The sequence below is a fragment of the Enterococcus sp. AZ194 genome (assembly GCF_051713825.1).
In the GTDB taxonomy this organism is placed as follows: Bacteria; Bacillota; Bacilli; order Lactobacillales; family Enterococcaceae; genus Enterococcus_K.
Window position 1 is genome coordinate 1,751,816 of the sequence record NZ_JBIOQR010000001.1, and the last position, 13,921, is coordinate 1,765,736.

General features: G+C 38.6%; 12 protein-coding genes. 11 read left to right on the forward strand and 1 reads right to left on the reverse strand.

The annotated features are described in order from the left end of the window. Nucleotides 1–59 precede the first annotated feature (59 nt). The gene (locus tag IGI37_RS08175; protein ID WP_438761107.1) at nt 60–800 is read left to right on the forward strand and encodes a carbonic anhydrase family protein; all 741 of its coding nucleotides are present in this window, start codon (nt 60–62) and stop codon (nt 798–800) included. Next, complete coding sequence (locus IGI37_RS08180) at nt 797–1,687, forward strand: LysR family transcriptional regulator (RefSeq protein ID WP_438761108.1); 891 nt, start codon at nt 797–799, stop codon at nt 1,685–1,687. The genes IGI37_RS08175 and IGI37_RS08180 overlap by 4 nt, the downstream gene beginning before the upstream one ends. A 67-nt stretch (nt 1,688–1,754) precedes the next feature. On the opposite strand, the gene efbA is transcribed toward IGI37_RS08180, so the two are convergent. Continuing rightward, entirely contained in the window at nt 1,755–3,464 is a 1,710-nt protein-coding gene (gene efbA, locus IGI37_RS08185) for a fibronectin-binding protein EfbA (protein WP_438761109.1), read from the reverse strand. Nucleotides 3,465–3,906: 442 nt separating this feature from the next. Between efbA and IGI37_RS08190 the strand changes: the two genes are divergently transcribed. The 9 genes from IGI37_RS08190 to IGI37_RS08230 all read left to right on the forward strand — a co-directional run bounded on the left by IGI37_RS08190 (nt 3,907) and on the right by IGI37_RS08230 (nt 13,910). After that, the gene (locus IGI37_RS08190; RefSeq protein WP_438761110.1) at nt 3,907–4,536 is read left to right on the forward strand and encodes a hypothetical protein; all 630 of its coding nucleotides are present in this window, start codon (nt 3,907–3,909) and stop codon (nt 4,534–4,536) included. Between the two features lie 852 nt (nt 4,537–5,388). After that, nucleotides 5,389–6,387 carry a tryptophan ABC transporter substrate-binding protein gene (gene trpX, locus IGI37_RS08195; RefSeq protein ID WP_438761111.1) on the forward strand — a complete coding sequence of 333 codons (999 nt, stop codon included), beginning with the start codon at nt 5,389–5,391 and terminating at the stop codon, nt 6,385–6,387. Between the two features lie 99 nt (nt 6,388–6,486). Further along, nucleotides 6,487–7,365 carry an ABC transporter permease gene (locus IGI37_RS08200; protein WP_438761112.1) on the forward strand — a complete coding sequence of 293 codons (879 nt, stop codon included), beginning with the start codon at nt 6,487–6,489 and terminating at the stop codon, nt 7,363–7,365. A gap of 6 nt (nt 7,366–7,371) precedes the next feature. After that, nucleotides 7,372–8,151: an ABC transporter ATP-binding protein gene (locus tag IGI37_RS08205; RefSeq protein WP_438761113.1), complete on the forward strand. Its 780-nt coding sequence runs from the start codon at nt 7,372–7,374 to the stop codon at nt 8,149–8,151. Nucleotides 8,152–8,589: 438 nt separating this feature from the next. After that, the gene (aroE, locus tag IGI37_RS08210) at nt 8,590–9,459 is read left to right on the forward strand and encodes a shikimate dehydrogenase (RefSeq protein WP_438761114.1); all 870 of its coding nucleotides are present in this window, start codon (nt 8,590–8,592) and stop codon (nt 9,457–9,459) included. Between the two features lie 63 nt (nt 9,460–9,522). Beyond that, nucleotides 9,523–10,551, forward strand: coding sequence for a 3-deoxy-7-phosphoheptulonate synthase (aroF, locus tag IGI37_RS08215; RefSeq protein ID WP_438761115.1), 1,029 nt, complete (start codon nt 9,523–9,525; stop codon nt 10,549–10,551). Nucleotides 10,552–10,560: 9 nt separating this feature from the next. Beyond that, the gene (gene aroB, locus IGI37_RS08220) at nt 10,561–11,631 is read left to right on the forward strand and encodes a 3-dehydroquinate synthase (RefSeq protein WP_438761116.1); all 1,071 of its coding nucleotides are present in this window, start codon (nt 10,561–10,563) and stop codon (nt 11,629–11,631) included. A 5-nt stretch (nt 11,632–11,636) separates the two neighbouring features. Continuing rightward, nucleotides 11,637–12,803, forward strand: coding sequence for a chorismate synthase (gene aroC / locus IGI37_RS08225; protein ID WP_438761117.1), 1,167 nt, complete (start codon nt 11,637–11,639; stop codon nt 12,801–12,803). Between the two features lie 15 nt (nt 12,804–12,818). Then, a complete protein-coding gene (locus IGI37_RS08230) occupies nt 12,819–13,910 on the forward strand; it encodes a prephenate dehydrogenase (protein ID WP_438761118.1) in 1,092 nt (363 codons plus the stop codon). Nucleotides 13,911–13,921 lie beyond the last annotated feature (11 nt).

The window sequence follows — 13,921 nt, forward strand, 5'->3', positions numbered from 1 at the left end:
CTATATACGGACATGACCTTACCTTATGGATAGAATTTCTGAAAATGGAGGAACTATAGATGAAAAAAATTAAAAATATGGACGTTGAATGGGGCTACTCGGGGGAACGTGGTCCTGAGCATTGGCATGAATTGTGTGATTGGTATAAGGAGGGGGCGTCCTATCCTTATCAATCACCAATTGCTTTACATCATCAAACAGATGGATCAACTGTTACAAAGACTGCCTCAACTAATTTATCTCTGAATGAACTTGCCTTTTATTACGTACAAGAACACTTTACTGAAAAGGAATTTAAAAACACCTTACATTTTGTCCCCTATGATACAAAAAGTTATGTGTTATTCCATGAAGAGAAGTATGTACTGACGGATATTCATTTCCATATGCCCAGTGAGCATATAATTGACGAGCAACAAGAGGAACTCGAGTTTCATTTAGTTCATATGAATGAGCAGGGGGAAAACTTGGTGTTGGGTATCCTATTCACGCTTTCTGATGAAGGTGGATTGATTTTGCAGGATCAAGAAGAAGTTGTTTGGGATTATGACAACCATGCAGAGTGGTTCAATCCAAAAATCTTTTTACCACAGAACAAAAGTCATTTTTATTATGTAGGCTCATTAACGACACCTCCTACAAAAGGCCCGATTAATTGGTTTGTTTTTGATACTATTCGACCAATGAATCGCCGTTTTATCCATCAGTTTAGAGAAGAAGTCGCTGAAAATAATAATCGACCGCTTCAACCAACAAAAGATCGAACCATTACCTACTTTACTGGAGTGAAAAAAGAATGAATGTTCAACAGCTGAAATATGTCGTTGCTGTGGCGAATAACGGGAGTTTTCGTGAAGCAGCCAAAAAGATGTTTATTACTCAACCAAGTCTTTCTAATGGCATCAAAGAATTGGAAAATGAGATTGGTCTGACCTTATTTACCAGAACTAACAAAGGGGCTTATCTAACTGATGAGGGTAAAGACTTTTTAGAGCACGCAGAAAAAATTCTTGCACAAATGGATTATTTAGAAACGCGCTATCAAAAATCCGAGCAGCAGGAGCGTTTTTCTGTCGCTTCTCAACACTATGATTTTCTAGGACCGATTGTCGCTAAATTAATGAAACAGTTTCAGCCACAATACAAACAATTTCGGATTTTTGAAACTACGACTGCTAAGGTGATAGAGGATGTGCAACAGCTAGGAAGTGAAGTTGGGCTCCTCTATTTAAACGAACACAACCAAACAAGTATCTATCGTTATCTCGAACAGGCGAATTTGGATTATGAACTGCTAGGGACGTTCCAAACCCATATCTTTTTAGGACCTCAACATCCTTTAGCAAAAAAAGAGGGCATTTATCTCAATGAGCTAGCGCAATTTCCGCAAGTTCGATTTACACAAGATGGGCAAAATTTTGCTTATTTTTACGAGGATTTGATTGAAATGCCAGAACAAGAAACGGTCTTTTATACAAGTGATCGAGGAACCTTAATGAATTTACTTCTTGAAACGCAAGCATATGCATCCGGCTCAGGAATTGTCGTTGGTGGTAGTCGTAGCCAAATTTGTTTGATTCCATTAATTGATGGACCCAACAATAAATTCTGTATTATCTATCCAAAACGAAGAAAACCAACCCCAATTGTTGAAGCCTTTATAAAAGAAGTCAAGAATCTGCTGTAAATAAGAAGTTGGGACACCCCCCCTGAGGATGATCATCCTCAAGGGGGGTTGTCCCAACTTCGATTGTTTAGTCTTTTTCTCGTAACGACTCGACCACGGCTTCTTCCGGTGTTACAAAAACTGTTTTTTGATTTTCATAAATCACGTAACCTGGTTTAGCCCCGTTCGGTTTGCGGATATGTTTGACTTGAACAACATCTACAGGAACCTGCGCGGAATGTCGATATTTTGAATAAAAGGCAGCTAACTCAGCGGCAGCCATAATTGTGTCTTCAGAAGGATTCTCACTTTTAATAATCACATGTGACCCTGGAATATCTTTGGCGTGAAGCCAATAATCCGTTTTTCTAGCAGTTTTTAAGGTTAGTTGGTCGTTTTGTAGGTTATTTTTGCCAACCAATAGTTGTGTGCCATCCGCAGATACAAAATGTTCTGGTCGTGATTTTTTTTCTTTCTTCTGTTTTTTACTAGCCCGTTTACGAATATAACCTTGTTCGGTTAACTCTTCTTTAATTACCGTTAAGTCCATGGGGCCCGCAATCTCTAGTTGTGCAAGAACAGACTCCAAATAGGCAATCTCATCTTTTGTTTCTTTGATTTGTTTCCCAATCAACTTCACTGCATTTTTCAGTTTTTGATATTTTTGAAAATATTTTTGTGCATTTTGATTGGGGGAGAGCGCTGGGTTCAGTTTGATGGTAATCAACTGGTTCTCTTCATAATAATTTTCTAATTCAACCTGAGAAGCTCCTCTAGGAACCTGTACCATAAACGTCGTCAATAACTCCCCATCTCGGCGATACTCTTCTGCATTTTCAGAATCTGTTAATGTTTTTTCACGCTTTTTCAGTTTGGATTGATTTCTTTTTAGCTCATTTTCCATTTTCCTCAATAATTCGCCACCCTGTTGTTTCACACGGTCTTTTTCAGCTTTATCGCCATAATAAGCATCTAATAGTTGGCTGAGTGAGTCAAAATGCGCAACTGTAGCACCTTCTTTTTGGCTCAAGCTTTGGTACTCAAAGGGGGTAAAAAATTCTTTTTGTCCAACTGTTGTTAGTGTTGGAGTAACTTGGTTTATTGACGCCATAAACTCTGCCCAGACAGCCATTTTTTCATTGGGGCGCATCTTCAAACGATAAGAAAGCTCATCCGCCGTATCTCGACCAAACCCTTGAAACTGTTGTTGCAAATACGTTCCAGAAAGCTCATCTGTTTGCGAGAGTAGGTGAAAGACGGTTTCTTTTGTCGCTTTGAACGGATTTTTTTGCGTTTGTAGTGGGGGAGCGATATACTCGGCCCCTGGAAGCAATGACCGATAGGTGTTCTGCGAACTTCCGATATGTTTAATCGTATCAAGTATTTTTCCTGTTTCATTATTTAATAAAACAATGGTACTGTGACGCCCCATTAGCTCAACGATTAAGACAATATTCTGTAAATCACCTAACTCATTTCGTTTGCTAAATGAGAAATGAATCACTCGATCGTTGTCTATTTGATGAATTGACTCAAGAATCGCGCCTTCCAAATACTTTCTCAACATCATCACAAAATTGGGCGGTGTTTCTGGATTTCCATAGGCAATCTCCGTTAATTGAACCCGCGAATAGCTTGGGTGGGCAGATAATAAAAGCCGATGATTTTTTCCTCGTGCACGAATGACTAAAACAACCTCATTTTCGTAAGGTTGGTGAATTTTAGAAATACGACCTGATACTAATTCCATTTGCAACTCTTGGACTATTGCATGTGTAAACACACCATCAAAGGACATAAATATCCCTCATTTCTTTTTTAGAATACTTCCATTATAACGAAAAAAAGGAATAACTCCAATAAACAAGGAGAAATATTGGCTCTTACAGACGATTTCTCCAGAACTTTTTTGAAATTTCGTTACTATTCACGGCTGAATTAAGGAAACGACACGCGTCTATTAGATTTTCCCTTAACAAAAATGAAGAATCGCATCCAAAATTCCTTCCACCAAAAAGTTATGGATGCCATCTTCTTTTTTATTCGTAAATTCTACGATGAGAAACAAAGAATGATACTGTGCGCTATTTTTGCTCAGTAGGTTATAATACCTATAAAACTATTCAAATGACTGTGAATAGTAACGAATTTTACGCTATTGGGAATTTATTTTTTTGAAAAGATAGTTATTTTTATCTGAAAAAGGTATAATAGACAGAGAAAAATTAGGAGGCTGTTGCATGGAAAAATGGTTTAATAAACTAAAAAACAAGTTGGTAGACGGTTGGTACGATTTTGTTGACCTAGCTAGTGCCAATCAAAAACGTAGTTTAATCTATGCAGGCTCTATTTTGGTATTTGTCACACTTGCTACGATTGTTATGATTCTTCTTCAACCAGGAATTCGCAAACAAGAGATTGAAAGTTTGGTGTATCCTGATATTCAATCTAGCAAAGTGAAATTATTTGAAGATAAGGATCCTGATAAAGTTATTAAAGAAAGTAAAGCAATTTCTGTCATGTATAGTAAGCCTGATGGATTGACTTATGACAAAGTATTAAAAGTTTTAAATGATTCTAAAGCCATTCAAGACTTAAATCGCACAGTCTATTTTTATCCGATTGTCTATAAATCTCATCAATTAGAAGAAACGTATTCAATTGATAGCAATCAAGTCACCTTTGTTTTTTACGAAAACGGGGTGGAGAAAAACCGATTTGCTGTTGAAAACTTAAAAGACTTTTCTAATGAATTTATTCCAAAGCTCAATCGTTTGCCAATGTGGAACATCACTGATAATCAACCAACGACTGATTCATCTGCCACAAATTCATCGACATCTAACTCAATCACTGATTCTTCTAAATGATTAAAAACGTTGTGAAGTTTCAAATCTAATGAAAAAATATATCACGCAAGCCCTTCATCTTTTTGAAGATAGAGGAGACCGCGTTTAAAAGAGGCTGGGATAAGAAGTGTTTAGCTCCGAGAACCGGGTAGGTACTGTGCAACATCAACTCATGCTTCGTTGTGTTTTACAGCACCGATTAGGTACTGTGCAACATCAACTCATGCTTCGTTGTGTTTTACAGCAATAAGAACCTTCAACTCTAGCATATCTCATGCGTAGAAGTTGTTGAGAGCGGAACAACGTCCTTCAATTCTTAAGGTGTTTCACCTTTAGAGATTGATGAGATCGAAGTGGTTTTACGGAGTGAAGACCTTCAACTCTAGCATGTCCCATGCGTAGAAGTTGTTGAGAGCGGAACAACGTGCAGATGGAGTTGCTTCTGTACCCACCGTTTATTAACCGGAGAGTTTCTCTAATTCTCTCCGGTTTCCTGTTTAATGGCTAGCTCTCTAAAAAAATTCTCATCTTTTTTTCATTTTTATATTGACGAATGGAAATCCATCATGTAAACTAATCTCAATTATAAGAAAAAGGGAGTGGCCATCATGAATCTATCTATCAAATTTGTACAAGTGAATAACGTATGGCAAAGCTGGCGTAGGTAGTTGTATTGATGAAGTCATTCATGGATACAGCTTTTAGAGTATGTTCTAAAAATTGTATCTATGCTAAGGAAATGCTTATTCGACCGCATAGATAAATTATCTATGTGGTCTTTTGTTTTGCGACAACTACCACAACTTGAGGTAGTTGTCTTTTTTTATCAAAAAATATCAACCATAAAAATAACAAACATTTGGAGGAATTATAATGAAAAACAAACGATTGATTTTTGCAGTTAGCGCGGTAGTTTTAGTCTTGGTAGGTTCTTTCTTTTTACAAAATAAACAAACAGAAACAGCCAAAGTAGACAAAAAAATTGTTGGAGTTTTACAATTTGTCAGTCACCCAGCACTAGATGAGATTTATAAAGGCATTCAGCAAGGATTGGAAGATGAAGGGTATACCAAAGACCGCATCGAAATCGTCTTTCAAAATGGGCAAGCAGACCAAAGTAAATTAACAACTATGAGTCAACAATTGGTACAAAAAAAGGCGGATGTTTTGATTGGAATTGCAACACCTGCAGCTCAGTCATTAGCAACAACAACTTCTGAGGTACCAATCGTTTTAGGTGCCGTTACTGATCCTGTAGGCGCTGGTTTAGTAGCAGATAATGAAGCTCCTGGTGCAAATATTACTGGTGTCTCAGATAAATCACCTGTAGAAGCGCAAATGGTTTTAGCAAAAGAATTACTGCCACAAGCTAAAACAATGGGTATCCTTTATTCTTCAACAGAAGATAATTCAAAATACCAAGTGGCAGAAGCAGAAGAAGCAGCTAAAAAACAAGGTTTCCAAACAAAAAAAATGGCGGTTCCTTCTACTAACGAGGTCGCTCAAACAGTTCAAGTAATGAGTCAAGACGTTGATTTCATTTACATTCCTACTGACAACACAATTGCTAATGCCATGCAAACAGTTGCCAATGAAGCCAACAAATCAAAAACACCAATTATTCCTTCTGTAGATACCATGGTTGCACAGGGAGGATTAGCGACTGTTGGGATTAATCAATTTGATTTAGGGGTTCAAACAGGGAAGATGGCAGCAGATATTTTAGCTGGAAAATCAGATCCAGCAACGACACCTGTGTATACATTTACTGAAGGGGACACGATAATCAACACCTCTCAGGCGGAAAAACTAGGTATTGAGATTCCAGAAAGCTTAAAAGGTTCAGCAAAACTAGTCACTACAGAAGAGTAAAACAAGGAAAATAGAAGCGAGTATAAAAATAAACAGGCGGTTTGACTTATACTCGCTTTTCTAAAATAGAAAATAGACAACGAACTTGGAGGAAGAAATATGATCGTCTCAGCAATTGGTCAAGGAATGATATGGGCAATACTTGGTTTAGGTATCTATATGACTTATCGGATACTCAACTTTCCTGATATGACTACGGAAGGTTCATTTCCACTAGGAGGAGCTGTTTGTGTCACAGCAATTACATACGGTATCCATCCATTACTGGCAACTTTATTAGGCGTTTTGGCAGGCATGCTTGCTGGAATGGTGACTGGACTGCTCTTTACAAAAGGCAAGATCCCCGTTATTTTAGCAGGAATTTTAGTTATGTCTGGTTTAAACTCTGTTATTCTTTTTGTTATGAAAACACCCAATCTATCATTAATGAATAAACCAAAAATTCAGGATTTCTTCACCAACTTACCACTCCCTGATTATTTTGATATCGTGATTGTTGGCATTATTGCACTATTTATTATCATTTCCTTACTCTTATTTTTCTTTAATACAGATTTAGGACAATCATATATTGCAACAGGAGATAATGAAACCATGGCTCGTTCATTGGGCGTACCAACAGACCGCATGAAAATTCTCGGTTTAACTCTTTCAAACGGTATCATCGCATTGTCTGGTGCTCTGATTGCTCAAAATGACGGATATGCGGATGTAAGTAAGGGGACAGGGGTCATCGTGATTGGTCTTGCCTCTATTATTATTGGTGAAGTTCTTTTCGGGGAACTGACCTTTGTAGAACGCCTGATTGCTATTGTTATTGGTAGCATTATCTATCAATTACTAATTTTACTAGTGATAAAAGCCGGATTTGACACCACGTATCTGAAAATATTCTCTGCAGGAATTTTAGCTATTTGCTTAATGATTCCTCAATTAAAACGGACGTTGAACTTAACAGTCGGCACAGAAAAGGAGTAAACGGATATGGCGATTATTGAAATAAAACAGGTTTCTAAAGAAATCGATAACGGGATGCAAGAAAAAAAAGTTCTACTTGATGCTGTTGATTTAACCATCAATGCAGGAGAATTCGTAACGGTTTTAGGTGGCAATGGTGCTGGGAAAAGTACGTTATTTAACACGATTGCAGGAACAACCTCGGTGAGCAGTGGAACCATTACAATGGGTGAACGCTTAGTGAATAATTATTCGGAAGAAAAAAGAGCAGAATTTCTTTCACGGGTCTTTCAAGATCCTAAAATGGGCACCGCACCTCGAATGACAGTTGCCGAAAATTTACTTCTCGCACAAAAAAGAGGCGAGCGACGTTTTTTAAAACATAGACAGCTAAAACAACAACGTGACTTTTTCTATGAGCTATGTAAAGAGGTCGGAAACGGCTTAGAACAACACTTAGATACACCAACAGGGCATTTATCAGGTGGGCAAAGGCAAGCCTTAAGTTTGTTAATGGCGACGATTAAACGTCCGGAGCTGTTACTTTTGGATGAACATACAGCTGCTCTTGATCCAAAAACCTCAAAACAATTAATGGCGTTAACCGATCGACGTATTAAAGAAGAAAATTTGACTTGTTTAATGATTACTCACCGAATGGAAGACGCTTTGCATTATGGCAATCGTCTCATTGTTTTACAGAAAGGAAAAATTATCAAAGACCTTTCTGCCAAAGAAAAAGAGAAACTGAACCTTTCTGATTTACTTCTATTTTTTGAAGAACAAGAGGAAGTGATTGTGGGATAAGGCTTTATCCATCAATAAATTGCTTGGGAAATTCACATTTTATCAAGCAATTTTTCTTTAAAGATAACAACTGCTACGAAAAGAAAATGAAAAAATAATTAAAAAAGTGTTGACACCTTTCTTCGTTCAGCCTATACTTAACTCAATCTTAAAAAACAGTTTGGAGCGATTGTCATGATACAATTACAAAAACCACAACTGAATAATTATTACTTTAGCTATTTTAGATAGGGTTGTATTCATGAATTCATGGATGCAAACCTGAACGTTTGTATCTATGATGGCTAGGGGAATTTAAGATGCGAAGTTGTCTTTTCTGCCACATAGATGAAAATCTATAGTGGCTTTTTATTTTCTACACTTGTAAGAAGGTGTCCACTGTAGATTTTTCTGAAAATTTACAGTGGACATCTTTTTTAATTGATTGGAGGAGAAAAAATGGAGAATGGAATTACTGGACACACGAGACTTGTAGGGCTTTTCGCAACACCGATTCGCCACAGCGTTTCCCCTATGATTCAGAACACAGCGTTTCAAGAATTAGGAATTGATGCAGTCTATTTAGCCTTTGATTTGGGTGTTGATAGATTACCTCAAGCAATCGAATCAATTAAAAACCTAGAAATGCTTGGAGCAAACTTATCTATGCCAAATAAAATGGCAGCCGTGCCGTTAATGGATGAGTTAAGCACCGCAGCAAAATTAGTCGGAGCAATCAACACAATTGTCAATCAAAACGGGAAATTGATTGGCCATATCACAGATGGTACTGGTTTTATGAGAAGCCTTCAAGATATTGAGATAGATATCATCCATCAAAAGATCACGATTATTGGAGCTGGTGGAGCAGCGACAGCAATTATTGTTCAAGCCGCACTGGACGGTGTGAAAGAAATTGCGGTGTATAACCGAAAAGATGAATTCTACACAAAAGTCCAAGAAAAGTTAGCTTATGTTGAAGAAAATACGGATTGTAAAATTTCATTACATGACTTAGCCGATAAAGAAGGTTTAGAAAAAGATGTTGCGCAAAGTGTTTTATTAGTCAATGCAACAGGTGTGGGAATGCAACCAAATACACAAGCGAGTCCAATTGAAGACTTTTCTATCATACGTGAGGATTTGGCGGTTTATGATGTCATTTATAACCCAAGAGAAACACGCTTATTGAAAGAAGCGAAAATACGTGGCGCAAAAACTGCGAATGGGTTAGGTATGTTGTTGTATCAAGGAGCGGCTGCCTTTGAACTTTGGACAGGACAAGAAATGCCCATTGAAAAAATCAAACCAATAATCGAAAATAATTAAAAATGAACCCTGCGTTGCATCTCTAGAGAATGCAATCAATCACATAGAAAAGAGGAAAAAAATATGATCGTTATTATGAAATCAAATGCTACGAAGGAACAATTAGACAGAGTCGTGAACCGAGTGAAAAAAGAGGGACTAGACGTCCAGATTAACCAAGGAAAAGACCATGTTGTTATTGGCTTATTAGGTGATACACATACAATTCAAGATGTCGCATTCAATAGTTACGATGGAGTTGAAAATACTGTGAAAATTTCAAATACGTACAAACTAACCTCAAGAGAATTCCACCCACAAGATACAGTGGTTGATGTTAATGGTGTTAAAATTGGCGGCGATGAAAACTTCGTAACCATGGCGGGTCCTTGTTCAATTGAAAGCCTTGACCAAATTCGTGAATGTGCAAGAATCGCCAAAGCTGGTGGTGCACAAGTGTTACGTGGAGGAGCCTTCAAGCCAAGAACTTCTCCTTACGCTTTCCAAGGCTTAGAAGAAGAAGGCTTAAAATACATTCGTCAAGCTGCAGATGAACTTGATATGCAAGTCATCACAGAAGTTATGGATGAAGCACATATTGAGATGGTCGCAAAATACAGCGATATCCTTCAAATTGGTGCAAGAAATATGCAAAACTTCAAGCTTTTGCAAGCAGTCGGTAAAACAGGCAAACCCATTGGCTTAAAACGTGGAATCTCTGGTACGATTGATGAATGGTTAAACGCAGCAGAATACATCGCCGTTCAAAACAATAACAATGTCATCTTTATCGAACGAGGCATCAGAACTTACGAAACAGCTACAAGAAACACATTTGATTTAAGCGCAGTTCCACTAATCAAAAAATTAAGTCATTTCCCAATCATCGTTGATCCAAGTCACGGAACAGGAATTTGGGATTTGGTGCCACCAATGGCACGTGCAGGAGTTGCTGCTGGTGCAGATGGAATGATTGTTGAGATTCATCCAGACCCTGCGAATGCTTGGTCAGACGGTCCACAATCATTAACAGAAAAAACATACTTAAACATGATGCAAGAAGTGAACATTATGGAAAAAGCCATGAATGAAATTAAAGCCTTAGAAAAGTAGGTGACTGAGATGAAATTAACCGTTCATCTACCAGAACACAATTATGATATTCTCATAGAACGTGACGCTTTAAAGCGAATTGGCTCTTGGGTTGCCACGCTTTGGGATAAACAAAAAATTTGTCTCATAACCGATGATACGGTAAACGAACTTTACGGAAGTCTTGTCTTAGACCAGCTCAATGAAGCTGGTTTTGAGGCAGTACGTTTCTCCATAACACCTGGTGAAAAAAGTAAATCTTTGCCTGTTGCGACACAAATATTTGATTTTTTAGCAGAACAGGAATTTACTCGAACAGATGGTATTCTTGCCTTAGGTGGCGGCGTTGTTGGCGATTTGGCAGGATATGTTGCCGCCTCTTACATGCGAGGGATTCACTATCTACAAGTTCCAACTACTTTACTCGCTCAGGTTGATAGCAGTATTGGTGGTAAAACAGCTGTTAATACAGAAAAAGCGAAAAATTTGGTTGGCGCATTTTGGCAACCAGAAGGCGTTTTGATTGATTCTCTGACTCTGCGCTCACTTGACGTTCGCCGAGTGAGAGAGGGGATTGCAGAAATCATCAAGTCAGCAGCGATTGCTGATACCGCTCTCTGGTCGCAATTAGAGCAACTTAAAGATGAGCAAGCGTTACTTGATTGTGCAGAAGAAATAATTACTGCTTGTTTAAAAATTAAACGCGCTGTTGTGGAAGAGGATGTCTTAGATAACGGCAATCGATTACTTTTAAACTTTGGTCACACGATTGGTCATGCGATTGAAGCGACAGCCGGTTATGGCATAGTTACCCACGGCGAGGGCGTAGCGATTGGGATGCATCAAATCACTAGAATTGCTGAAGAAAAAGGCCTCACTGAAAAAGGAACGACTGATAAATTAAAACAAATGATTCACAAATTTGGCTTACCTACAAGTCATCTTCCTTGGCAAGAGGAGACCTTATATCATGCCATTACGCATGATAAAAAAACACGTGGAAAGACTATTAAACTGATTTTACTGGCATCAATTGGACAAGCGAAGATTGAAACAGTTGATACACAGACCGTCAAAGAATTTTTAGTTATTGAGGAGTGAACAATATGAGATTTCTAACCGCAGGAGAATCACATGGACCAGAATTAACAACAATTATTGAAGGGTTACCCGCAGGCATGCCCTTGTCAGCAGAAGATATTAACTTAGAATTGGCTCGCCGCCAGACAGGATATGGTCGAGGTGGGCGAATGCTTATTGAAAAAGACCAAGTAAAAATTACTTCAGGAATTCGTCACGGAAAAACTTTGGGCTCTCCTGTCACTTTAGTAGTTGAGAATAAAGATTGGAAAAACTGGACAAAAGTCATGTCGATTGAAGAAGTCCCTGAAAAAGACAAAAAGCTACGTCGCGTAAGCAAACCTCGTCCAGGTCACGCTGATTTAGTTGGCGGGATGAAATATCATCACGATGATTTAAGAAACGTCTTAGAGCGCTCATCTGCTAGAGAAACAACTATGCGAGTAGCTATTGGGGCTGTTGCAAAAAAACTCTTAAAAGAACTGAACATTGAAGTAGCTGGGCATGTGGTCACACTTGGAGGCATTCATGCAGAGATTCCAGACGGCTTAACCGTCTCTGAAATTCGTGAACGCTCAGAGGCTTCAGAAGTTCGTGTGGTAGATCCGACAGTTGAAGAAGAGATGAAAAGTCTGATTGATCAAACGAAAAAGAACGGTGATACAATTGGTGGTGTTGTCGAAGTGATAATCGGCGGCATTCCTGCCGGCCTAGGTAGTTATGTGCAATGGGATAAAAAACTTGATGCCAAAATTGCTCAAGCAGTCACTAGTATCAATGCATTTAAAGGCGTTCAGTTTGGCTTAGGTTTTGAAATGGCCAATCGACCAGGTTCAAAAGTGATGGATGAAATCATTTGGGAAGAAACGACTGGCTACACACGTCGTAGCAACAACTTAGGTGGGTTTGAAGGTGGTATGACTAATGGCGAGCCAATCGTGGTTCAAGGAGTTATGAAACCCATCCCGACCCTATACAAACCTCTACAAAGTGTCAATATTGATACAAAAGAACCGTATAAAGCCAGCGTTGAGCGCTCAGACAGTACAGCAGTTCCTGCAGCAAGCGTTGTGTGTGAGAGTGTTGTAGCAACAGAAATTGCCAAAGAACTATTAGAAAAATTCTCAAGTGATTCTTTTGAAGAGCTTCAACAAACGATTGAAGACTACCGAAATTACTTAAGAAATTATTAGGAGGCGTATCCTAATATGAAGGAAAAAATTCTAATTGTCGGTTTGGGGCTCATTGGTAGCTCCCTTGCTTTGGCCATCAAAAAAGGGCACCCAACTGTTCAAATTACAGGTCTCGACCAGTCAAAAGAGTCAGAAAACATCGCCAAAGACTTGAAGATGATTGATGAAATTGCGCCTTCCTTTAAAGAAGCTGCTGAACAGGCAGATATCATCTTACTAGCCGTTCCAGTGCGAGTCTGCATTCAACTGATTGCCCAATTAAAGACTTTCAAACTAAGGCCTGAAGTCATTGTGACTGATGCGTGTAGTACAAAATCTGAAATTATGAAAGCCGCCCGGGATGCTTCATTCAGTTTTATTGGCGGCCATCCCATGGCAGGTTCTCACAAATCGGGTGTGCTAGCCGCAGACGTGGATTTGTTTGAAAATGCATATTATATTTTTACAGCCAACGAAAAAAATCAAGTAATGGTGGCGCAGTTACAAAGATTGCTTATCGGAACAAGAGCAAAATATGTCGCACTAGATGCGACAGAGCATGATGAGATTACTGGTATGCTAAGCCATTTACCGCATATTATAGCAGCAGGTTTAGTTAACCAAAGTGATCGATTTAACCAGGTCTTTCCACGCTCTCGTCAATTGGCAGCAGGAGGATTCCGTGACATCACTCGAATCGCCTCCTCTGATCCTACGATGTGGACAGACATTTTGTTAAGTAATCGTGAAGCCTTGTTACATAAGATTGAAGAATGGGAAACGACCATTGAGGAAGTTCGAACATGGATAGAAGAACGCGATGAACAAAGTATTTATCGTTATTTTGAAGCAGCAAAAGAAACTCGTGATCAATTGCCTGTCCATGAAAAAGGTGCCATTCCAGCATTTTATGATTTGTTCGTTGATGTCCCTGATGTGCCAGGTGTGATTGCTGAAGTCACAGGATTACTAGGCCAAGCCGAAATTTCTATCATCAACTTACGAATTCAAGAAACCAGAGAAGATATAATTGGTATTTTACAGGTCACCTTTAAAACAGAGGTTGATTTACTTAAAGGTAAAGAATGTTTAGAAAAAAAGACAACTTATACTTGTCGAATAAAATAGGATGTGGCTGA

Excerpts from the sequence above, each read along its gene's own strand:
- IGI37_RS08175 (WP_438761107.1), top strand. The coding sequence starts at position 60 with ATGAAAAAAATTAAAAATATGGACGTTGAATGGGGCTACTCGGGGGAA.
- IGI37_RS08180 (WP_438761108.1), top strand. The coding sequence starts at position 797 with ATGAATGTTCAACAGCTGAAATATGTCGTTGCTGTGGCGAATAACGGG.
- efbA (WP_438761109.1), bottom strand. The coding sequence starts at position 3,464 with ATGTCCTTTGATGGTGTGTTTACACATGCAATAGTCCAAGAGTTGCAA.
- IGI37_RS08190 (WP_438761110.1), top strand. The coding sequence starts at position 3,907 with ATGGAAAAATGGTTTAATAAACTAAAAAACAAGTTGGTAGACGGTTGG.
- trpX (WP_438761111.1), top strand. The coding sequence starts at position 5,389 with ATGAAAAACAAACGATTGATTTTTGCAGTTAGCGCGGTAGTTTTAGTC.
- IGI37_RS08200 (WP_438761112.1), top strand. The coding sequence starts at position 6,487 with ATGATCGTCTCAGCAATTGGTCAAGGAATGATATGGGCAATACTTGGT.
- IGI37_RS08205 (WP_438761113.1), top strand. The coding sequence starts at position 7,372 with ATGGCGATTATTGAAATAAAACAGGTTTCTAAAGAAATCGATAACGGG.
- aroE (WP_438761114.1), top strand. The coding sequence starts at position 8,590 with ATGGAGAATGGAATTACTGGACACACGAGACTTGTAGGGCTTTTCGCA.
- aroF (WP_438761115.1), top strand. The coding sequence starts at position 9,523 with ATGATCGTTATTATGAAATCAAATGCTACGAAGGAACAATTAGACAGA.
- aroB (WP_438761116.1), top strand. The coding sequence starts at position 10,561 with ATGAAATTAACCGTTCATCTACCAGAACACAATTATGATATTCTCATA.
- aroC (WP_438761117.1), top strand. The coding sequence starts at position 11,637 with ATGAGATTTCTAACCGCAGGAGAATCACATGGACCAGAATTAACAACA.
- IGI37_RS08230 (WP_438761118.1), top strand. The coding sequence starts at position 12,819 with ATGAAGGAAAAAATTCTAATTGTCGGTTTGGGGCTCATTGGTAGCTCC.